Origin of the sequence: Streptomyces sp. NPDC059255, assembly GCF_042752355.1 — a bacterium.
In the GTDB taxonomy this organism is placed as follows: domain Bacteria; phylum Actinomycetota; class Actinomycetes; order Streptomycetales; family Streptomycetaceae; genus Streptomyces.
Window position 1 is genome coordinate 125,184 of the sequence record NZ_JBHYZP010000004.1, and the last position, 22,133, is coordinate 147,316.

General features: G+C 71.9%; 14 protein-coding genes. 5 read left to right on the plus strand and 9 right to left on the minus strand.

Features of this window, described 5'->3' with window-relative positions:
• Positions 1-16 precede the first annotated feature (16 nt).
• Complete coding sequence (locus ACFXKG_RS07795; RefSeq protein ID WP_384834018.1) at positions 17-967, plus strand: LysR family transcriptional regulator; 951 nt, start codon at positions 17-19, stop codon at positions 965-967.
• A 171-nt stretch (positions 968-1,138) separates the two neighbouring features.
• The gene (locus tag ACFXKG_RS07800) at positions 1,139-2,962 is read left to right on the plus strand and encodes a glycoside hydrolase family 3 protein (protein WP_384834022.1); all 1,824 of its coding nucleotides are present in this window, start codon (positions 1,139-1,141) and stop codon (positions 2,960-2,962) included.
• Between the two features lie 97 nt (positions 2,963-3,059).
• On the opposite strand, the gene ACFXKG_RS07805 is transcribed toward ACFXKG_RS07800, so the two are convergent.
• The 7 genes from ACFXKG_RS07805 to ACFXKG_RS07835 form a co-directional block, all read right to left on the minus strand.
• On the minus strand, positions 3,060-4,508 hold the full coding sequence (locus ACFXKG_RS07805; protein WP_384834024.1) for a S28 family serine protease: 1,449 nt from the start codon (positions 4,506-4,508) through the stop codon (positions 3,060-3,062).
• A 129-nt stretch (positions 4,509-4,637) separates the two neighbouring features.
• Complete coding sequence (locus ACFXKG_RS07810; protein WP_384834509.1) at positions 4,638-4,988, minus strand: hypothetical protein; 351 nt, start codon at positions 4,986-4,988, stop codon at positions 4,638-4,640.
• A gap of 295 nt (positions 4,989-5,283) precedes the next feature.
• A complete protein-coding gene (locus ACFXKG_RS07815; protein WP_384834027.1) occupies positions 5,284-9,213 on the minus strand; it encodes an ABC transporter ATP-binding protein in 3,930 nt (1,309 codons plus the stop codon).
• A 213-nt stretch (positions 9,214-9,426) separates the two neighbouring features.
• Positions 9,427-10,350 (minus strand): serine hydrolase, encoded by a 924-nt coding sequence (locus tag ACFXKG_RS07820; RefSeq protein WP_384834030.1) that lies wholly within the window; start codon positions 10,348-10,350, stop codon positions 9,427-9,429.
• Positions 10,351-10,614: 264 nt separating this feature from the next.
• Entirely contained in the window at positions 10,615-12,291 is a 1,677-nt protein-coding gene (locus ACFXKG_RS07825; RefSeq protein WP_384834033.1) for a thiamine pyrophosphate-binding protein, read from the minus strand.
• Positions 12,291-13,331 carry an agmatinase gene (gene speB / locus ACFXKG_RS07830; protein ID WP_384834035.1) on the minus strand — a complete coding sequence of 347 codons (1,041 nt, stop codon included), beginning with the start codon at positions 13,329-13,331 and terminating at the stop codon, positions 12,291-12,293. Before speB ends, ACFXKG_RS07825 begins: the two co-directional genes overlap by 1 nt.
• A 140-nt stretch (positions 13,332-13,471) precedes the next feature.
• A complete protein-coding gene (locus ACFXKG_RS07835) occupies positions 13,472-14,965 on the minus strand; it encodes a sodium:solute symporter (RefSeq protein ID WP_384834038.1) in 1,494 nt (497 codons plus the stop codon).
• A 200-nt stretch (positions 14,966-15,165) separates the two neighbouring features.
• Here ACFXKG_RS07835 and ACFXKG_RS07840 point away from each other — a divergent pair, with 200 nt between their 5' ends.
• Positions 15,166-16,716 carry a PucR family transcriptional regulator gene (locus tag ACFXKG_RS07840; RefSeq protein WP_384834041.1) on the plus strand — a complete coding sequence of 517 codons (1,551 nt, stop codon included), beginning with the start codon at positions 15,166-15,168 and terminating at the stop codon, positions 16,714-16,716.
• On the opposite strand, the gene ACFXKG_RS07845 is transcribed toward ACFXKG_RS07840, so the two are convergent.
• Both ACFXKG_RS07845 and ACFXKG_RS07850 read right to left on the minus strand, forming a co-directional pair.
• A complete protein-coding gene (locus ACFXKG_RS07845) occupies positions 16,700-17,965 on the minus strand; it encodes an FAD-dependent monooxygenase (RefSeq protein WP_384834044.1) in 1,266 nt (421 codons plus the stop codon). The two genes, ACFXKG_RS07840 and ACFXKG_RS07845, sit on opposite strands and share 17 nt — an antisense overlap.
• A complete protein-coding gene (locus ACFXKG_RS07850; RefSeq protein ID WP_384834046.1) occupies positions 17,962-19,362 on the minus strand; it encodes an MFS transporter in 1,401 nt (466 codons plus the stop codon). Before ACFXKG_RS07850 ends, ACFXKG_RS07845 begins: the two co-directional genes overlap by 4 nt.
• Before the next feature lie 197 nt (positions 19,363-19,559).
• On the opposite strand from ACFXKG_RS07850, the gene ACFXKG_RS07855 reads away from it, so the two are divergent.
• The gene (locus tag ACFXKG_RS07855; RefSeq protein WP_384834049.1) at positions 19,560-20,201 is read left to right on the plus strand and encodes a TetR/AcrR family transcriptional regulator; all 642 of its coding nucleotides are present in this window, start codon (positions 19,560-19,562) and stop codon (positions 20,199-20,201) included.
• Between the two features lie 305 nt (positions 20,202-20,506).
• On the plus strand, positions 20,507-22,099 hold the full coding sequence (locus tag ACFXKG_RS07860; protein ID WP_384834052.1) for a hypothetical protein: 1,593 nt from the start codon (positions 20,507-20,509) through the stop codon (positions 22,097-22,099).
• Positions 22,100-22,133 lie beyond the last annotated feature (34 nt).

The following is a 22,133-nucleotide window of genomic DNA, read 5'->3' on the forward strand; positions in this document are numbered from 1 at the left end:
TTCCCGGGAGGCGACCATGCTCGATCTGGCCCGGCTGCGCGCCCTGCACGCCGTCTCCGTGCACGGCTCCGTGGCGGCCGCCGCCTCCGCCCTCGGCTACACCCCCTCGGCCGTGTCGCAGCAGATCACCAAGTTGGAGCGGGAGACCCGCACGACCCTGCTGGAGCGGCGCGGGCGCGGGGTCGCGCTCACGGACGAGGCCCGGCATCTCGCCGCCACCGCCGAGGAACTACTCGCCATCGTCGAGCGCGCCGAGACCTCCCTGGAGGAGCGCAGGGGACAGCCGACCGGGCGGCTCGTCGTCGGCGCGTTCGCCACCTCGGCGCGCGGGCTGCTCCCCGGCGTGCTGGCGGAGCTGGCCACGCTCCACCCCACCCTCGACGTCCGGCTCCGTGAGATCGACCCGCACCTCTCCGTCGACCTGGTCGCCCGGGGCGCCCTCGACCTCGCCGTCGCCCACGACTGGGACATCGCCCCGCTGCCCGCCCCCGAGGGTGTGGAGCAGGCGGTCATCGGGGAGGACCCCTGCGACCTGCTCGTCCACGCCTCGCATCCCCTGGCGGCGCGTTCCTCCATACGCAGGGAGGACCTGTCGGGCGAGCGCTGGATCTGCCAGCCGCCGGGCACGGTCTGCCACGACTGGCTGGTCCGTACGCTGCGGGCGGCCGGCTGCGAGCCGGATCTCGCGCACCAGGCCGAGGAGAACCACACCCAGCTCGCCCTGGTGGCGGCCGGGCTCGGCGTCGCCGTGCTCCCCCGGCTGGGGCGCGGGCCGCTGCCCGAGGGGGTACGGGCGGTCGCCCTGGATCCGGTGCCGATGCGCCGGCTGTACGCCCTGTGGCGCACCGGCGCCGCGCGACGCCCGGCCGTCACGGCGGCGGTGGACGCGTTGCGGCGCCACTGGCCGGGCGTCGCCGCCCCTGCCGCCCCTGCCGCCCCTGCCGTCGCACCGGAACCGGTTCCGTAGATCCCGTAGGTCCCGTAAGGCCTGCAGGGCCCGAAAGGCTCACAAGGCCCGTAGGGCCCGCGGAACTACTTGGGTGGCAGATCTCTTGACCGGCAGTTACTTTCCGGATAACCGTGAATCCCTGGAAGTTTCCTTCACTTCCCTCGCAGCACACGGCCGGAAGGAGCACCTGTGCACGACCGGACCATCTCCAGACGCACCCTCCTCACCGCAACCGCCGTAGCGGCGGCTGCCGTTACCACCACAGCCGCTGCCGCACCCCCCGTCGCCGCCCGCACCCCCACCGTCGCCCGTGACCGGCTCCGCCGCCTCGTCGCCCGGATGAGCCTGGAGGAGAAGGTCGGCCAGCTCTTCGTCATGCGGGTGTACGGGCACTCCGCCACCGCTCCCGACCAGGCCGACATCGACGCCAACCTCGCCGAGATCGGCGTCCGCACCGCCGCCGAGCTGATCTCCACGTACCACGTCGGCGGCATCATCTACTTCGCCTGGGCGCACAACACCCGCGATCCGCACCAGATCGCCGGGCTCTCCAACGGCATCCAGCGGGCCGGCCTGGCCCAGCGCACCCCCGTTCCGCTCCTCGTCGCCACCGACCAGGAGCACGGCATCGTCGCCCGGGTCGGCAAGCCCGCCACCTTGCTGCCGGGCGCGATGGCGCTCGGCGCCTCCCGTTCGCGCTCCGCCGCCCGCGAGGCCGCCCGGATCGCCGGGGCGGAGCTGGCCGCGATGGGCATCAACCAGAACTACGCGCCCGACGCGGACGTCAACGTCAACCCGGCCAACCCGGTCATCGGCGTACGGTCCTTCGGCGCCGACCCGCAGGCCGTGGCCGGAATGGTCGCCGCCCAGGTGACGGGATATCAGAGCGCCGGAATCGCCACCGCCGCCAAGCACTTCCCGGGCCACGGCGACACCAAGGACGACAGCCACTACTCCCTCCCCACGATCCACCACACGCGCGCGCAGTGGACGGAACTGGACGCCCCGCCGTTCCGCGCGGCGATCGCCGCCGGTGTCACCTCGATCATGACCGCGCACATCGTCGTCCCGGCCCTGGACCCGAGCGAGGACCCGGCGACCCTCTCCCGCCCCATCGTCACCGGCGTCCTGCGCGAACAGCTCGGCTACGACGGGGTGGTGGTCACCGACGCGCTCGGCATGGAGGGCGTACGGCAGAAGTACGGCGACGCCCGTGTCCCGGTCCTCGCGCTCAAGGCGGGCGTGGACCAGCTGCTCAACCCGCCCCATCTGGACCTCGCCTGGAACGCGGTCCTGACGGCGGTCAAGGACGGCGAACTCTCCGTCCGCCGCATCGAGGAATCGGTTCTGCGGATCCTCGAACTCAAGGAGCGGCTCGGGCTGTTCCGCGATCCGTACGTCACCGGCCGCGACGTGGACCGTACGGTCGGCACCCGCGCCCACCTCGCCGCCGCCGACCGGATCGCCGACTCCACGACCACCCTGCTCACCAACGAGCGCGGGCTGCTGCCCCTGAGCCGCCGCCGGGAGCGGAACGTCCTGGTCGTCGGCGCCGATCCGGCCTCGCCCTCCGGGACGACCGGGCCGCCGACCACGGTCCTCGCCACTGCCCTGAACGAGCTGGGCTTCAGCGCCACGGCACTGTCCACGGGTACGGCGCCGACCGCCGCGAAGATCGACGAGGCGGTGGCGGGCACGCGGGGCAAGGACGCGGTCGTGGTCGCCACGTACAACGTCTCGGCCACCAGCTCGCAGCGCACGCTGGTCAGCGCGCTGGCCGCGACCGGGGTGCCGGTCGTGACGGTCGCGATCCGCAACCCGTACGACATCGCGCGGCTCTCCGGCGTCGCCGCCTCCCTCGCCACGTACTCCTGGACGGATGTCGAACTGCGCGGCGCGGCACGGGTGATCGCGGGCCGCGTCCGGCCCAGGGGGCTGCTGCCCGTGCCCGTACAGCACGCGGACGATCCGGCGCGGGTGCTGTACCCGATCGGCCATGGGCTGAGTTACTGACGGGGGGGCGGAGACGGAACATGGGGTGCGCGGCCGGCGGTTGACGGCCGACCGGGCACCCCACGTCCATGGGCTCAATGCCTTACGGGCTTACGGCTTACGGGCGCAGCGCGTGCTCCCGCTGCACCTTCTGCTTGTCGAGCTTGCTGTCGAACGGCGCCAGCGGCTTCGCCTTCGCCGCGTCCTTCTGGACGGCGGCCGGGGCGACGCCCGCCCACTCCAGGATCCTGGCCGTGGCCTTCGCCTGCTCGGCGGGCACGAGACCGGCGACATTGGCACCGTGGTTGGCACCCGGCGCCACGTACACGTAGCTGTCGCGCGCGCCCTTGCCCAGGCGGAATTGCTCGGCGCCCCACGGGTCGTTCTGTCCGTACACGAACAGCATCTGGTTCGCGTGGTGGCGGACCCAGCTGTCGACGGCGGGCATCGCCAGCGGGTTGAACCGCATCGGGATGGAGCGCGGCACGAAGTTCCGCGGCGGCTGGTACCCGTACCGGCTCAGCTTGCCCAGGTGCGGCAGCTTGATGGTGGGCGAGCCCAGCTCGGTACCCGCCTGGTAGTAGTACGGCGTGTACGGCTCCAGCCCCTGGTCCGTGTAGAAGGAGAACCCGGAGATCGAGTCGATGATGTCGTAGATCTCCTGGTCGGAGGCGGTGGCCGGCGGGATGTACTGGCAGTCCGACTCCGAGCTGTACTGCCAGAAGGCCCAGACGAAGTCGAGGACCACGGCTTCGTACGCCCGGTCGAGGGAGCCGACCGTCGTGAAGGTCGCGCCCTCGGCCTCCGCCCACTCCTGGTAGCGCTTCTCCAGCGGCGCGCGCCGGACGAGCGCCTCGCGCTGCACGGCGTTGAGCCGGTCGCGGCACTCCTTGGTGCCCACGCGCTCGAAGAACCGGTCGTACGCCGAGTCCTCCTTGTTGACCACGTCGTTGGGCGCGACGTACGCGACGACGCCGTCCATGTCGCGCGGGTAGAAGCGCTCGTAGTACGTGGCGGTCATGCCGCCCTTGGAACCACCCGTGGCGAGCCACTTCTTGTCGTAGATCTTCTTCAGCGCGGTGAAGATCCGGTGCTGGTCACTGGCCGCCTGCCAGATCGTCAGCTTCGACCAGTCCGCCGGCTGCGGCCGGGACGGGGTGAAGAAGCGGTACTCCAGCGAGACCTGGTTGCCGTCGACGATCCGGGTCGGCTCGCTGCGGCTCGGGTTGGTGGAGACGTTGTAGCCGCTGGTGAAGAAGACCGTGGGGCGGCTGGTGTCCTTGTGCAGCAGAGTGAGGCGCTGCTGGAAGGTGCCCTTGGACGGATTCCGGTGATCGACCGGCTGCGTGTAGTTGAGAACGAAGTAGCGGTACCCCTCGTACGGCTTCTCCTGGATCAGGCTCATCCCCGGGATCGCGAGGATACGGTCCTTGATGTCGGTGGCGGCGGTGGCCGCTTCCGGTGCGGCCGCGGTGGCCGTGGCGGCGTTGGCCGTGGCCACGCTTGCCGTGGTCACGGTGCCTATGACCAGTACGAGCGACAACACCCATCTCAGCGCCTTGCGCATTCACGCTCCCTGTGTTCATGACAGACGCCGTGAACTTAACCGGATCGGCACCCGACCCGCCAGACCCGCACCTCTCGGTCTGACGGCCGGTCACCCCCCGGACAGCGGAGGAGCGGGACGTCCGCGGGGTCAGCAGAGGATCCAGCCCGTGGAGCCCTTCTTCCCCGAGACCACGCCGGTGGCCCGTACGCAGCGGTTCAGCGCGTGCACCGTGACCGGCCCCGCCTGACGTGTGTAACTCCCGCTGTCCACCACGGGGTTCCCGCCGCGCGGCTGGAGACTGACCGACATGGCGCGCTTCTTGCCCGGGTTCTTGGCGACGGTGATCGCGCAGGCGTAGCCGCGCGCCTTGTAGATGCGCAGCTCGCCGGTGGCGAACGCCACCTTCTTCTCCGGCCGCCCCGAACAGACGGACGCGGCCTCGGCGCCCTGCGCGCCGGAGGCGCCCACCACGAGGGCGCCTGTGGCGGTCAGCGTCACGAGGCCGTGCAGCAGCACCTTGGGCACTCTGCCGCCGCCGTTGAATCCGAACACCCATTCCCCCAAGAGTTGCCATGCGTACGTACGTACGACGCCCGGGGTGGTCCGGATGGTTGCAGAGGCAGTGGAGCGCCCGGGGCCCGCAGGGGCCGCAGGGGCTACAGGGGCTACAGGGGCTACGGAGGTCCCGTAGGCCGTAGAGGCCACGGAGGCACGGAGGTGCCGGAGGCCACGGAGGACCCGTGGACCGCGGCGGGCTCGTAGGTCACCGTGGCCGAGCCTCCGGCCGGGCGCCTCACGAGACGACCGCGGGCTCCTCCTCCCCGATGAAGCTCCGCCACAGCCGCGTGTACCGGCCGTCCAGCGCGAGCAGTTCCTCGTGCGTGCCGTCCTCCACGACCTGCCCGTGGTCCATGACGATCACCCGGTCCGCGCGCGCCGCCGTGGTCAGCCGGTGCGCGACGACCAGTGTCGTACGGCGCCCCGCGAGCCGGTCGGTCGCCTGGTTGACCAGCGCCTCGCTGGCAAGGTCCAGGGCGGCGGTCGCCTCGTCCAGCAGCAGGATGTCCGGGTCGACCAGTTCGGCGCGGGCGAGGGCGATGAGCTGGCGCTGCCCGGCCGAGAGGTTACGGCCGCGCTCGGCGACCTCGTGCAGATAGCCGCCGTCCAGGGTGGCGATCATCTCGTGCGCGCCGACCGCGCGCGCCGCGGCTTCCACCTCCGCGTCGGTCGCCTCGGGGCGCCCGTACGCGATGGCGTCGCGGACCGTACCGACGAAGAGGTACGCCTCCTGCGGGACGACGCCGAGCCGGCGCCGGTACGCCGTCAGGTCCAGGTCGCGCAGATCGGTGCCGTCGGCCGTGACCCGGCCACCGGTCGGATCGTAGAACCGGGCGACCAGCTTGACGAGCGTCGACTTGCCGGCGCCGGTCTCACCGACGAAGGCGACCGTCTGCCCGGCCGGTATGCGCAGGTCGACCCCGGTGAGAGCGGCCTCCCCCGAGCCGCTCGCCGTGACGCCGCCCGCAGCGACGCCGGCTGCCGTTGCGTCGCCCGCCGTCACGTCGCCCGCCGCTCCGGCCTCCGCCTCCTCGCCCTGGTAGGCGAAGTGGACGTCCTCGAAGGTGATCTCCCCGCGCAGCGACAGCACGTCGAGGGCCTTCTTCGGGGCCGCCGTCGACGTCGGCTCCCGCAGCAGCTCCTGGATCCGGCCGAGCGAGACGGTCGCCTGCTGGTAGCCGTCGAAGACCTGCGAGAGCTGCTGCACGGGGGCGAAGAACAGGTCGATGTAGAGGAGGTACGCGACCAGCGCGCCCGTGGTCAGCGTCCCCGCCTCCACCCGGCCCGCGCCCACGATCAGCACGGCCGCCGCCGCCACCGACGACAGGAGCTGGACGAAGGGGAAGTAGACCGATATCAGCCACTGGCCGCGCACCCGGGCCGCGCGGTAGTGGTCGCTGCGGCCGGCGAAGCGCTCGCCGCTGTCGCCCTCGCGCCGGAACGCCTGCACGATCCGCAGCCCGGACACCGACTCCTGGAGGTCGGCGTTGACGACACTGATGCGCTCGCGCGCCAGTTCGTACGCCTGGACGCTCTTGCGGCGGAAGAAGACCGTGCCGATGATCAGCACGGGCAGCGTCGCGAAGACGACGAGCGCCAGCTCCAGGTCGATGACGAGCAGGACGACGAGAATGCCGGCGAAGGTGACGACGGAGACGAACGCGGTGACCAGCCCGGTCTGCAGGAACGTCGACAGGGCGTCGACGTCGGTGGTCATCCGGGTCATGATCCGGCCGGTCAGCTCGCGCTCGTAGTAGTCGAGTCCGAGCCGCTGGAGTTGCGCGAAGATCTTCAGGCGCAGGGAGTAGAGAATCCTTTCCCCGGTGCGGCCGGTCTTCCGGGTCTCGCCGATCTGGGCCGCCCACTGGACCAGTACGGTCAGCAGGCCGAGCGAGGCGGCCACCCATACGGCGCCGAGCGCGAGCTGTTCGACGCCCTGGTCGATGCCGTGCCGGATGAGGACCGGCAGCAGCAGCCCCATCCCGGCGTCCACGGCGACCAGCGCCAGGCTGGCCAGCAGCGGCAGTCCGAAGCCGCGCAGCAGCCTGCGCAGCCCGTACGACTCCTCGGCGGCGACAGCGCGCGCCTCGTCGACCTCGGGGACATCGGTGGCCGGGGGCAGCGCCTCGACCTGGGCGAGCAGTTCGGGGGTGGCGCCGGCCTCGGGCGGGGCACCGGCGGCGAGTTCGTCCCGTACCCACAGGGCGGGGGTGACGCCGCGCTCCGCGTCGAACTCGGCGTCGATCTCCTGCTGGACCTGCTGGAGGGCGAGGTCGTCCGCCGGGCAGCCGTCCGTCACCGGACACCCGTCCTTCGTACGCGCCGGTGACGGCGACGGACCCGCCTCCGGCAGACGCTCCCCGGGCGCGCTCGTGGCCGGCGTTCCCCCCTCCGGCGCGGCGGCGTCGCGGGCGCCCCCCGGCGAGGTGGAGCCCAGTTCGTCGGGCTCGGTCAGCAGCCGCCGGTAGAGGGCGGAGCGCCGCTGGAGTTCCTCGTGCGTACCGACGTCGGAGAGGCGTCCCGCGTCCAGTACGGCGATCCGGTCGGCCAGGCCGAGGGTGGAGCGGCGGTGGGCGATGAGCAGCGTCGTGCGCCCGGCCATCACGGCGCGCAGCGCCTCGTGGATCTCGTGCTCCACGCGGGAGTCGACGGCGGAGGTGGCGTCGTCCAGGACGAGCAGCCGTGGGTCGGTGAGGATCGCGCGGGCGAGGGCGATGCGCTGGCGCTGGCCGCCCGAGAGCGTGAGGCCCTGCTCGCCGACCTTGGTGTCGTAGCCGCCGGGCAGTTCGCTGATGAAGCCGTGGGCCTGGGCGGCGCGGGTGGCCCGGAAGATCTCCTCGTCGGTGGCGTCGGGTTTGCCGTACGCGATGTTGGCGCGGACGGTGTCGGAGAAGAGGAAGCTGTCCTCGGGCACGAGGCCGATCGCGGCGCGCAGCGAGGCGAGGGTGAGTTCACGGACGTCACGGCCGCCGACGAGGACGGCGCCGTGGGTCACGTCGTAGAAGCGGGGCAGCAGGAGCGAGAGCGTGGACTTGCCGCTGCCGGAGGCGCCGACGACGGCGACGGTCTCGCCGGGGGCCAGCTCCAGCGAGAAGCCGTCGAGGACGGGGCGGCCGTCCTCGTACGCGAAGGACACGTCGTCGAACTCGACCGACGCCTCCGCGTCGGCCGGCAGCTCCTTCGTCCCGTCCTGGAGGGTGGGTTCGGTGTCGATCAGCTCCAGTACGCGTTCCACCCCGGCCCGTGCCTGCTGGCCGACGGTCAGGACCATGGCGAGCATCCTGACGGGGCCGACGAGCTGGGCCAGATAGGTGGAGAAGGCGACGAACGTGCCGAGGGTGATCTGACCCCGGGTGGCCAGCCAGCCGCCGAGCGCGAGCATCGCGACCTGCCCGAGCGCGGGGACCGCCTGGAGCGCGGGGGTGTAGCGGGCGTTGAGCCGGATGGTCCGCAGCCGGCCGGCGAACAGCTTGCGCCCGGCCTCGCGGAGCTTCCCGGTCTCCTGGTCCTCCTGGCCGAAGCCCTTGACGACGCGGACGCCGGAGACGGCGCCGTCCACGACACCGGCCACGGCACCGGCCTGCGACTGGGCGTACCAGGTGGCCGGGTGCAGCTTGGTGCGGCTGCGGCGGGCTATGTACCAGAGGGCGGGCGCGACGGCCACGGCTATCAGGGTCAGCGGCGGCGACAGCCACGCCATGATCGCCAGCGACATCAGGAAGAGCAGGACGTTGCCGATGGTCATCGGCAACATGAAGAGCAGCCCCTGGATGAGCTGGAGGTCGCTGGTGGCGCGGCCGATGACCTGCCCGGTGGAGAGGGTGTCCTGACGGCGCCCGTCGAGCCGGGAGATCGTGGTGTACATCTCCGTACGGAGGTCGTGCTGGACGTCGAGGGCGAGCCGTCCGCCGTAGTACCGGCGGATGTAGGTGGCCGCGTAGACGACGAGCGCGGCGACGACGAGCAGCCCGGTCCAGACGAACAGCGAGCGGTGTCCCGCGCCGATCACGTCGTCGATGACGACCTTGGTGATCAGCGGGACAAGGGCCATCACCGCCATGCCGGCCAGCGACGATCCGAGCGCGAGGACCACATTGCGCCGATACCGCCACGCGTACCCGGCCAGCCGCCGTGCCCAGCCCTGCTCTGCCGACCCGCCCGCCACTGCTGCCTCCCGTCGCCCGGACGCCTTCCGGACGTCCTGATCTGCCGGAATGCACCAACGCGGGCGAAGGCGGATTTCATCCCTCCGCAACAAATACGGGTCTCCGGTCCTAGACCCGGCCTAGGACCGGAGACTCATACATACGTTCGCATCGGGGCCGCTTCAAGAGACCTCAAGGGGCCTCAAGGCGATCACCCCAGCGGCGCGGAAGGGTCAGCGCGTCGCCGGAACGGCCTCCCTCGCCGCCTTCTCCGGGGTCGCCGGAACGGCCTCGTACGGCGTCTCCGGTACGGAGTGGACGGCGGCCCCCGTCTTCGCCGCCACCGGGTTGAGATCCTTGTGGACCGCCTTCGCGACGGCCTGGATGGTGTTGACGCCGTCGTTCATCGTCTTGTTGTCGTGGGTGAGCACGCTGATCATGTAGTCGTGCCCCTTGCCGGTGAACGCGCCGACGCTGTGCACGCGCCAGCCGTGGGTGGAGCGGGAGAGCCAGCCGTTCTTGAGCTGGACGGTGGCGGTCGCCGGAGCCCCGGCGGGCACGCCCCAGCGCTGGGAGGCGACGACCTTGCGCATCCGCTCCAGGATGAAGGCGCGCGAGTTGTCGCTGAGCACGGTGTTCTTCGCGGTGATCAGGGCGAGCAGCTTCTGCTCGTCCTGCGCGGTGATCTGCGTGAGGCCCCAGTATCCGCCCGTGCCGGGGACGGTCAGGGTCATGCCGGCGGCCTTGAGGAAGCCCTTGATCTTCGTCAGGCCGAGCTGCTTCCACAGGGTGGTGGTCGCGGCGTTGTCCGACTTGGTGATCATGGCCGTGGAGAGGTCGACCTCACGCTGGGTCAGATAGCGGTTGGTCTTCTTCGCGTCCCAGAGCAGGGTCGCGAGGACGGTCACCTTGACCACACTGGCGGAGTCGTACTTCTGCGTCGCCCGCAGGGTGCAGGTCGTCTTCGTCGTACGGTCGAAGACGCCGACGGCGGTCGTGGACGTTCTGTTCTTGAGCGCCGCGGTGATGTCCTTGGTGAGCCGGTCGGCGAGCCCCGCCTTCCCCGAGGTGCAGACGACGGCGGGCGCGGCCGCGGCGGCGGGCGTGGCTCCCGCGACGGCCGCGACCGGGACGAGCACGCCCGCGGCAAGCGCCACGGAGAGCGTGCCACGGGCCCGCCGGGAGGAGACACCCTTTCCCTGGCTTCCCTGGCTTCCCTGGCCTCCCTGGCTTCCCTGAGTTCCCGGGCTTCCCGGGCGCTGTCCTGGTCCTGATATCCACTGCTGAGTCATGTCGGTGTCCCGTCCCCCTGGGTGTCGGCGAACGCACCCCGCGGCACGCTCACTGACACATGACTCACCAGCGTCGGCGAATGGTTGTACGGGTCCAGGTCACGCTTGCGGACCAGCGGGACCCGGCGCTCAGGTGTCCAGGTGCGTCGGGGCGAACATCCGCAGCAGGGCGGGGAGTACGACCACGGAAGGGCCGGGCTCGGCGAGCGCCTTCGCCAAGTCCTCGCGCAGGGACTCCGGTGCCGTACGGACCGCGGGGACGCCGAAGGACCGGGCCAGGGCGACGAAGTCGGGCCGGGACAGCTCCGTCCCCGTCGGCTCGCCGAAGGCGTCCGTCATGTACTCGCGGAGGATGCCGTAGCCGCCGTCGTCCACGATCAGCCAGGTCACCGGCAGGTCGTACTGGCGGGCGGTCGCCAGCTCCGCGAGGGAGTACATCGCGCCGCCGTCCCCCGACACCGCCAGGACCGGCTTCGTACGGTCGGCCGCCGCCGCGCCGAGCGCGGCGGGGAAGCCGTACCCGAGGCCGCCCGCGCCCTGGCCCGAGTGCATCGGGCCGGGCCAGGCGGACCAGGCCCAGTAGGCGAGGATCGTCATGTCCCAGAAGCTGGGGGACGTGGCGGGCAGGGCGTCGCGGACGGCGGCCAGCACGCGCCGCTCCAGCGTGAGGTCCTGGGCCGCGATCCGCTCCCGTACGCGTTCCAGCACCGTACGTACGGACACGGCGGCGGCCAGGTCCGTACGCTCGTCCACCGACTCCACCAACGCGGACAGCGCGAGTCTGGCGTCGGCGTGGATGCCCAGCGCGGGATGGTTGGACTCCAGCTTGCCGAGGTCCGCCTCGATCTGGATCACCCGGCCGCGCGGGCGGAAGGTGTGGTAGTTCGAGGACAGCTCGCCCAGCCCGGAGCCGACCACCAGCAGCACGTCCGCGTCCTCCAGGAAGTCCGTGGTGTGCCGGTCCTCCATCCAGGACTGGAGGGAGAGCGGATGCTCCCAGGGGAAGGCGCCCTTGCCCCCGGCCGTCGTGACGACCGGCGCGTCCAGCTTCTCCGCGAGCGCGCGCAGCTTGCCGGAGGCGTCCGCCCGGACCACTCCGCCGCCCGCGATGATCACCGGCCGGGCCGCGTGCGACAGCGCCTGCGCCGCGACGGCGGTCAGCTCGGGGCGCGGGTGCAGCTGGCGCGGGGTGGCGTCCATCGCCGTGACGACCGGCAGCGAGACCTCCGCGAGCAGCACGTCCTGCGGGATCTCCACCCACACCGGGCCGTGCGGGGCGGTGAGCGCGGACTCCCAGGCGGCGGCGAGCGCGGACGGGATCTGCGAGGCCGCCCGGACGGGATGGACGGACTTGACGATGTCGCGGAAGGACGCCTGCTGGTCGCGGAGTTCGTGCAGATAGCCGTGGCGCCCGCCGCCCAGGCCCGCCGCCGGTATCTGGCTGGAGATCGCCAGCACGGGCGCCGAGGCCGCCGCCGCCTCCTGGAGCGCGGCGAGCGAGGTCAGGGCGCCGGGTCCGGTGGAGAGCAGCAGCGGGGCGACCTCGCCGGTGACCCGGCCGTACGCGTCGGCGGCGAACCCCGCGTTGTTCTCGACGCGCAGCCCTATGTAGCGGAGCGTGGAGCGGCGCAGGGCGTCGAACATGCCGAGGGCGTGCTGTCCCGGCAGGCCGAAGACGGTCGTGGCGCCGAGCCCGTACAGCGTCTCGACGACGAGATCGCCGCCGCGCCGGCCGGGCGGCGGGGTGAGGGCCGCGGCGGTCTGCTCGGGGGTGAGGCGCACCACGTCGTGGTCGTGGTCGTGCATCAGCGCGCCTCCGCGGCAGTGCTCTCGGCGCCGTCGGCGACCGGTGCGGTCCTGGCGATCTGGCGGGACATGACCGTCGTCAGCTCGTACGCCGTGTGCGAGGCTGCGACCGAGGTGATCTCCGCGTGGTCGTACGCGGGCGCGACCTCCACCACGTCGGCGGAGACCAGCCGGCAGGAGGCCAGCCCCCGGATGATCTCCAGGAGTTCTCTGGAGGTCAGCCCGCCGGCCTCGGGCGTGCCGGTGCCCGGTGCGTGCGCCGGGTCCAGGACGTCGATGTCGACGGAGATGTAGAGCGGCCGGTCCCCGATCCGCTGCCGCAGCTGGTCCGCGATCTCGTCCACACCCCGGCGCATCACATCGGCGGAGGTGACGATCCCGAACCCCATCCTGGCGTCCTCGTCCAGATCCCGCTTCCCGTAGAGCGGGCCGCGCGTCCCCACGTGCGAGAGCGCCTCCGTGTCGAGGATGCCCTCCTCGACGGCCCGGCGGAACGGGGTGCCGTGGGTGTACTCCGCGCCGAAGTAGGTGTCCCAGGTGTCCAGATGGGCGTCGAAGTGGAGCAGCGCGACCGGTCCGTGCCGCTTCGCGACCGAACGGAGCAGGGGAAGCGCGATCGTGTGGTCGCCGCCGAGGGTCATCAGCCGTGCGCCGGTGCCCAGCAGGTCGTCGGCGGCCGCCTCGATGGTGTCGACCGCCTCGTTGATGTCGAACGGGTTCGCGGCGATGTCCCCGGCGTCCGCGACCTGCGCGAGCGCGAACGGGGAGGCGTCCTGCGCGGGGTTGTACGGGCGCAGCAGCCGCGACGCCTCCCGGATCGCGTTACCGCCGAAGCGGGCGCCCGGCCGGTAGGAGACCCCGGTGTCGAAGGGGACGCCGACGACCGCGACATCGGCCGTGCCGACCTCGTCCAGCCGGGGCAGCCGGGCGAAGGTGGCCGGCCCCGCGTACCTCGGGACACGGGACGAGTCGACGGGCCCGCGCGGGCCGCTGGGGTGCCCCTCGTGTCCGTGCTGTCCGTGGTGTCCGTTGCTGCTCATCGTCGGGCCTTTCCGGGTGTCGCCGCGTGCGGTTCCGTACCGCGTGACGTGCTGGGACTGTTACGGCTGTTACGCCTGTTACGCATCTCTCTGCGGCACTCCGTGTCGCCCTGTGCGGTTCTGTCCGGAGTGCTTCCGTCTCAAGAATGGACCAGCCCACTGACAGCGGGCTCCCCCGCCTCCTCCGGCGCCTCTCCCGCGAGCCGGGCGCGCCACGCGGCGAGCACCGCCTCGTCCGTCGGCCGCGTTGCCAGACTGACGATCACATAGGCGGCCAAGGAGGCCAGCAGGCCGTAGTAGATGGGCTGGTTGGCGAGGATCCCGTACGCCGCCATCAGCCCCACGACCGTCACCCCGCCGACGACCACGGCGGCCAGCGCCCCGTACACCGTGCCGCGCCGCCACAGCAGCCCGCCGAGGATCGGTACGAGCAGTCCGCCGACGAGGAGGTTGTACGCGACGGTCAGCGCCTCGACCACGTTGTTGAGCGCGACGGCGACGGCGATCACGCCGATGCCCATGACCAGGATGAACAGCCGGTTCCCGCGCACCTCGTCCACCTCCCCACGGCCCGCTTCCCCCTGGTCCGCGCCGCCCCGGCCGACGGCGCCGCGCAGCCGCGCCCAGATGTCGTTGTTGGCCACGGTCGCGCAGGCGATCAGCGCGCCCGAGGAGGTCGACATCACCGCGGCGAGCGCGGCGGCCAGCACCAGCCCCCGTACGCCCAGGGGCAGTTCGTCCTTGACGATGGTCGCGAAGGCGTCGTCGGCGCTGCCCAGGTTCGGGTAGAGCACCTTGGCGGCCGTTCCGATGACCGCGCCGGCCAGCGCGTACACCAGACAGTACGTACCGGCGACGGTGCCGCCCCAGCGCGCGACCTTGTCGCCGCGCGCGGTGAACACCCGTTGCCAGATGTCCTGTCCGATCAGCATGCCGAAGGTGTAGATCAGGACGTACGTGAAGATCGTCTCGCCGCCGATGCCGAACGGCGAGAAGTACTCGGCGGGAAGCCGCGCCTTCATCTCGCCGATCCCGCCCGCCTTGACGACCGCGATGGGCAGCAGGAGCAGCAGCACCCCGATCGTCTTGACGACGAACTGCACCATGTCCGTCAGCGTGATGGACCACATGCCGCCGAGCGTCGAGTACGCGACGACGATGGCGCCGCCCAGGATGATCGCGACGGTGCGGTTCAGGTCGAAGAGGACGTCGAAGATCGTGGCGTACGCGATGGTCGAGGTGACCGCGAGCATCAGGGTGTACGCCCACATCACGATGCCCGAGATGAGCCCGGCCCGGCCGCCGTACCGCAGGTCGAGCATCTCCGAGACGGTGTAGACCTTCAGCCGGGCGATCCTCGCCGAGAAGAAGACGGAGAGGGCGAGCAGCCCGAGGCCGATGGCGAAGACCATCCAGGCGCCGGAGAGGCCGTGCCGGTAGCCGAGGCCGACGCCGCCGATGGTCGAGGCGCCGCCGAGGACGATGGCGGCCATGGTCCCGGAGTACATCCAGGGGCCGAGCCTGCGGCCCGCCACCAGGAACTCGCTCTTGGACTTGGCGCGGCGCATGCCCCACCAGCCCATGGCGAGCATGCCGGCCAGATAGACGACGATCACCGCGTAGTCGACAGCCATGGGCTTCCTCCGTCTCGTCTCACGCTTGAAGGGCACTCGCGTTCCGTACGTCGCCGTGCGCGGCCGTACGTATTGCGCACACGGCCGTTGCGTTCGTTCGTGCGTGGCCGAGCGTGTGGGTCATGACGGTAGGTGGCCGGAAAGCAGCGCTGAAGTGTACGTTTCATCCATTCTTTCCGCCGACGACGGATGGATCATCCATGCCGGACAGCACCGGGGCCCCTTCCGCCCCCTCGTTCCCCCCGTCTCCCCCGTCTCCCTCGTCCTCCCCGTCCCCCTCGTCCTCCCCGCCCACTCCCCCGGTCCCGCTGGCCGAGCTGCTGGCCGACCGGACGCTGGGGCTGCGCCGGATCGCGGGACCGCCGGACGACGGTGCGCAGGTGGTGCAGTGGGTGCACACCTCGGAGATGGCGGACCCGTACCCCTATCTGCTCGGCGGCGAGCTGCTGCTGACCGCGGGCGTCCAGCTCACCGACGCCGCCGCGGACGCGTACGCGGCGCGCGTGGTCGAGGCGGGCGCGGCGGCGCTCGGCTTCGGGGTGACGCCGGTGTACGACACGGTGCCGCCCGCCCTGGTCGACGCCTGCGACCGGCACGGGCTGCCGCTGCTGGAGGTGCCGCCGCGTACCCAGTTCACGGCGGTGGCCCGCGCGGTGTGGCGGCTGATGGCGGAGGCGCGCCACCGGGAGCTGCGCCGGGTGACCCGCGCCCAGCAGGGCCTGGCCGCGGCGGCGGCCCGGCAGGACCCGGTGCCCGCCGTGCTGCACCAGCTGGCGTCGGGGCTCGGTGGCCGCGCGGTCCTGTTCGCCCCGGACGGCGCGGAGCTGCACTCGACGGGCCGCGTCGCGGCCCCGGGCGCCCGTACGGCGCTCGCGCGCCTGGCCAGGGTGGTCGGCCCGGCCGCCGCCCCCACGCCCTCCTCCGCCACGGACACGACACCGGGCGCCCACCTCGCGGCGTACGCCCTCGGCGGCGGCCAGGGCCTGGTGCTCGGCGTGGCGGCCGAGCGGCGCGAGCCCGGCGACCACACCGTCGCGGGCGTCGCCGTGGTCCTGCTCTCCCTGCTGACCGCGCCGCACCAGGGTGCCGCGGAGGCGGGCCGCTCGGCCGCGCTCGTACGGCTGCTGCTCGGCGCCACCCCCGCCGAGGCGGCGCCGCTCCTCGGCCCCGGGCCCTGGCGGGTCGTCCAGGGGCGCGGCGGCGCCACCCCCTTCGCGGCGGGCGCGCTGGCGGCGGCCCTGGGCAGCGCGCTGGCCGACACGGACGGCGCCACGGTCCGCGTCCTCACCGACCGCGAGGTCACGGCCCAGCCGGGCTGGACCCTCGGCGTCAGCGACGCGGTCCCCCCGGAGGAGCTGGCCGGCGCCGACACCCGCGCGCTGCGCGCCCTGGGCCGCGCGGAGGCCACCCGTACCCCGCTGGTACGCCACGACCCGGCCGGCCCGGCGGCCGGGCTCACCGCCCTGATCCCCCGGGAGGAGGCCGCGGCCCACGCCCGCGCCCTCCTGGCCCCGGTCCTGGCCGCGCCGGGCGCCCCGGCGCTGATCGAGACGCTGCGCGCCTGGCTCTCGCTGCACGGCAGCTGGGACCGTACGGCGGTGGCACTGACGGTCCACCGCAACACGGTCCGCCACCGGATCACCCGCTGCGCGACGCTCCTGGAGCGGGACCTGGACGACCCCGACGTACGGATGGAGCTGTGGTTCGCGCTGCGGGAGCCGCCCGCGCCCGGGCTCACGCCACCGGCGTGAACGCGGGCAGGGTGAGGGCCGAGTGCGCCGGCCGCCCCTCCGCGTGGGGCAGGGTGCTGAGCTTGCGCAGCATGTCGTTGCGCCGCTCCAGGGCCTCGGCCGTGGTCGGGAAGAGCGCGGCGCCGCCCTCGCCGATCAGGTCCTGGTTGAGCGTCACGAAGCCCCGGGTGTCGTGTTCGTAGGCGGCGAAGCCCGCGGTGTGGTCCCGGCCGGCCAGGGAACCGGCGAGCATGTACGCGCCGACGAGCGCGAGGCTGGAGCCCTGTCCGGTGAGGAACGAGGGCGCGTACGCGGCGTCGCCCACCAGCGCGACCCGGCCGCTGGACCAATGGGGCATGCGGATCTGGCTGACCGTGTCGAAGAACAGGTCGTCGGCGTCGCGCAGGGCGGCAAGCAGGCCCGGAACCTCCCATCCCGCGTCGGCGAAGACCTCGGCGACCAGCTCCCGTTGGGCTTCCGGGTTCCGGAACGCGCCGAACGGCGGTTCCGTGCGAACGAAGTTCAGGAGGACGTGTACGTCCTCCCCGACCCCCACGGCGTAGAGTGCCGCGGCCCGGCCCGGGGTGTTCCACAGCACGGTCTCGTGGGAGAGCCCGAAGGTGTTGCGCAGGGTGAATCCGGCGAAGCAGTAGCCGAGGTACCGGTGGAACTGCTCCTCGGGGCCGAACAGGGACGCCCGGGTCCGGGAGTGCATCCCGTCCGCGCCGACCACGATGTCGAACGTACGGCTGCCGCCTCCGCGGAAGGTGACGTCGACCCCGTGGCCGGACTGGTCGAGGGTGTCGACGGAGTCGTCGAACAAGAACTCCACGTCGTCACGGACCGCCGCGTGGAGAGCGGCGGTCAGATCCCCGCGCCGGACCTCCAGGTCCCGTCCCGCGACACCGCCGGTGACGGTGTGCGGGGCGACCGAGGCCACCTCGGCGCCGTCCCCGTCGAGGAAGGTCAGCCGGCGCAGCTCGATGTGCGCGTCCCGCAACCGCGGCAGGATTCCCATGCGCCGGACGACCTCAAGCGCGGTGCCGCGCACGTCGACGGGGTAACCGCCGCCGCGCGGTGCGCCCGCCTTCTCGACCACTGTGACCGCGAACCCGTGGCGGTTCAGCCAGAACGCGAGGGCGGGCCCCGCGATGCCGGCCCCGGATATCAGGACGGTGCGCCTCTGTGACGTACGGAGGTCCCTCGGCGGATCGGTCCTGGACGGATCGGTCTTCGGCAGATCGGTCTTCGGCAGATCATTGCGGGTCATTCCTTGACTCCTTTGCTCAGGGTACGGACGACAAGCAGGGACAGCGCCGTGACGGCGCCCGCGATGACGAAGCCGGTGACGAAGGCCGATTCGGCCGGGACATCCGATCCGGAAGGGGTCCCGGCGGTGAGGATCGCGCCACTGAACTGCACACCCACGGCGTAGCCGATGACGCGGGTCACCAGGACCAGGCTGGTCGCGATGCCGGTGTCACCTTGATCGACGGAGGTGGCTGTGCTGGTCACCATCGCCGTGACGCACAGGCCGTTGGCGAGCGCGATCAGCGCCTTGCCGATGACGAGGTGCCAGACCTCGGTGTGCACGGCCGCCAGGGCGAACAGGGCGGCGACCATGAGGACGGTCCCCGTGGTGACCACGGCGCGCGAGCCGAAGCGCCGCGCCCCGATCCCGCTGATCGGCCCGGCCAGCGACGCGGCCACGGCGCCGGGCAGCAGGAAGAAGCCGATCTCGGTGGCGCTCGCCCCGAACCCGTAGTCGTCGCCGGAGACCGCGAGGAGCTGCGGGACGAGATAGACCGGCACCGAGGTGCCGACGCAGATCACGAACGTCAGCACACACGCCTTCCACACGGCGGGGCGCCTCAGCATGCGCAGATCGACCATCGGCGAGGCCGCACGGCGCTCGACGGCCACCCATCCGGCCGCGAGGGCGGCCAGCACCACGAGGAGGGCGCCGAGCACGAGGGGCTGCGCGCCGAGGTCGGGCGCCAGCGCGAGTACGAGCATGAGCGTGACCAGCGTCCCGCTCAGGAGAGCCAGGCCGGGCCAGTCGACCCGGGCGCCGTCCGACGGGCCCGGCCGGTCCTGCGGCATCAGCCGGTTGACCAGCAGGGTGGACCCGATGACCGCGATCGTCGGCAGCGCGAACATCCAGTGCCGGGAGAGTTGTTCCGCCACGGGCCCGGCCGCCAGCGTTCCCGCCATCCCGCCGCCCACGAACAGCCCGCTGACCACCCCGATGGCCACCTTCGACTCTCCCGCGGGGAGGTGTTCGCGCACCAGGATGAACGACAGGGGCAGCGCGCCCACCATCGCTCCCTGCAGTATCTGACCGAGCAGCAGCACCGGCAGGTTCGGCGCCAGGGCGGACACCAGACCACCGGCCGAGACCACCCCCATCAGCCGGACCAGGACCCGTTTCCCGCCGTAACGATCGCCGAACTTGCCCGCGACCGGAGTGACGAGCGCGCCGGTGATGAGGAGCGTGATGCTGAGTAACGCCCCTTCGGCGGGACTCATGTGCAGCTCGCGCTGGAGAAGCGGGAGCGTCGGCGTCACCACCGATTCCAGGGCGCCGGTGGCGACGGCCAGCGCGCCGAGGGCCGCGACAGCGGCGTTTCCGATACGGGCCGGGGAAGCCAGAGTTGTTGTGGTCATGGACGTCCTTTCCGTCGTTTCCGGGCGGGTGGAGGAGGAGCCGGCCGTACGCGGAGCGCTGCCGCCCTGCCGGGCCCGGCGCAGGCACGGCGGCCGTTCACGCGGGGCGCGATGCACAGGGGTGTGTGTACGTATGCGGTGCGCCCGCCGACAGGAATTACACTACACCGTGCAGTGTAGGACGTTAAGATGCGTGCATGCCGACCACGAAGACACTGCGCGAGGGGTCCACGCCGAAGCGGGCCGCCATCCTCTCGGCGGCCCGGGAACTGTTCCTCACCGACGGCTTCGACCGGACCAGCGTCGACGCGGTCGCCGCCCGGGCCGAGGTGTCCAAGCGGACCGTCTACGACTACTTCGGTGACAAGCAGACGCTGCTGCGCGCGGTCGTCGACACCGTCGGCCAGTCACTGATCACCACGATCCGGCGCACCCTCGACGAGACCCTCACCGACCTCACCGCCCTCAGCGAGGAGCCCGGCCTTGAGGACGCCCTGGTCACGTTCTCGATGCGCATCGCGACCGACATGCTCGGCTCGGCGGAGTACGCGACGCTGCAGCGACTGGTCCGGGCGGAATCCGGCCACCTGTCGCGCCGGGGCTACAACTCCATGGCCGACACCCCCGACGAGGCGCTCGCCGAGCGGTTCGCCGCCTTCGCCGAGGCCGGGCTGCTCGACGTGCCGGACGCCCGGCTCGCGGCCGACCAGTTCATCGCGCTGACCTTCGGCGTCACGCTGGACCGGCTCGGTTCCGCGAACGCCGTGGAGGACACCCGCGTACGGCCGCTCGTCGTCGAGGGGGTGCGGACCTTCCTCCGGGCCTACCGAACGCGGTAGGCCCGGAGCGGCGGCCGGCTCGGTCCGCCCCCGTAGCGCTCAGGTGCGGGCCGCCGAGCGACCGTTCATCCTGCGGCAGCACCCCCTTCACCTGCGTTTTCGCCACCTGACACCCCAGGACCCAGAGGGGTCCTGACCGCGTCGGATTTGGGTCCCGGGCTGGGTCCCCGGGCCCAAGCCGCCGCCGTTTTCCGCTCCGTAGCCTTCGCGCGGAACCAAACCTTCAGCGGGGGAGGAGCGGTGAGAACATGAGAGACAACGGCTGTGCAAGACCCTCGATTTCCCGGGACCGGGGACAGACGGGAATGGAGTACCTCGGCATGCTCACCCTCGTGGTGAGCCTGGTGCTGGGGCTGACGCTCACGCCGGTCGGGACGAAGGTGACCGGCGGACTCCACGACGCGATATGCCAGTTGACGACCGGCGAGTCCTGCCGGTCGGGCGCGGGAGGCGACGACACGGCGCTGCCGGACCCGGACTCCACCGACGCGGGTGACGGCGGGACCACGACGCTGTCGGACCCCGAGGGCAAGCCGGAGGAGCCGACCGAGGAGGACGCGGCCTTCGAACCCGACAAGTGCATCCTGGCCTCGGAGACCGACAAGCAGAAGACCGTGATGCGGATCCTCTTCATCAAGATCAGCTCCAGCAGCGAGCTGAAGGTCACGCAGTGGTCGGACGGAACGGTCACCCTCGACTCCACGGGCACGGTGCAGGGCGGCGTGGAGGGCGGGATCGACTTCCCCGGGCTCAAGTCGTGGGGCGGCAGCGCCTCGCTGAGCGGCAGCTACACCAAGGGCGGTGGTGGCGGCGGCCGGTGGCTGTTCGACGGCAACAAGACCGGCGACCCGCAGAAGGACCTGGAGGCCAACTACAAGGACGCCCAGCAGTTCGCGGAGTACCTGAAGGGCGCCGCGAAGTGCAACAGCGGTCCGCCCCGCGCCTGGGGCACCGAACTCGGCATGATCTGCAACCACAAGAACAAGGACAAGCTGCCGGAACTGCCGCCGGACCGGCAGCCCGACCTCGACATCACCAAAACGACCAGCGAGAAGTCCGGCGACGTCAAGTTCGGCAAGAGCCTCAGGACCGGCAAGGAGAACAAGAGCGTCGGTCAGCTCACGGGCAAGGGCGCCCAGGGGACGTGGATGGAGGACACCCTGGTCATGCGCGGCAACGGCGAGATCACCTTCGTCTACACGATGGAGATCAACGGCCGGGTCGGCAACGGCTACCAGGGCGAGGGCAGCCACATGCAGCAGTTCTACGTGACGTACAACGCGGAGGACTACGACAAGGAGGAGAAGGACGGCAGGCCCCACCGTCCGACCAGGCTCAGGATCACGACGGCCGAGCGCGGCATGAGCGGCAACCCGGGCGTCGACATACGGGGCTCGGTGCCCGCCGGGCCGGTCACCCTGCATGTCGAGGGCGGCGGCGGAAAGACCGAGACGGATCTGCACACCGAGGTGGCGGAACTCGACCTGAAGGACGCCAAGGACAGCGAGACCGTCGAGAACTACCTGCGCAACGGCGAGGACGGCGACGACAGCGGACTCAAGCAGATCCACAACGCGGGCATTCCCTCACCGTCCTCGGCTGCCGACCCGCTGACCCCTGACTCCACCCCCTTCGAGCGGCTCCTGCACGACAAGGCCAAGCTCAGCAGCCTCGACTACAAGGTGAACATCGACTGGTGGAAGGCCGGGTTCGCGCTCAGCCTGGGCACGTCCCTCCACAAGCTGAGCACGGGCTTCAAGCTCTTCGGCCTGGAGACCAGCCGCGAGCACGAGGAGCAGAAACTGACCGGCGACCCGACCTACGCGGGCGCCCCCCGCGAGGACGGCACGCGCCCCTGGCTACCGTTCAAGAAGTGCAGCTCGATCACCCCGGTCTGAGCTGCTCCGGGAGGCTGGGCAGCCGCCGTTCCGC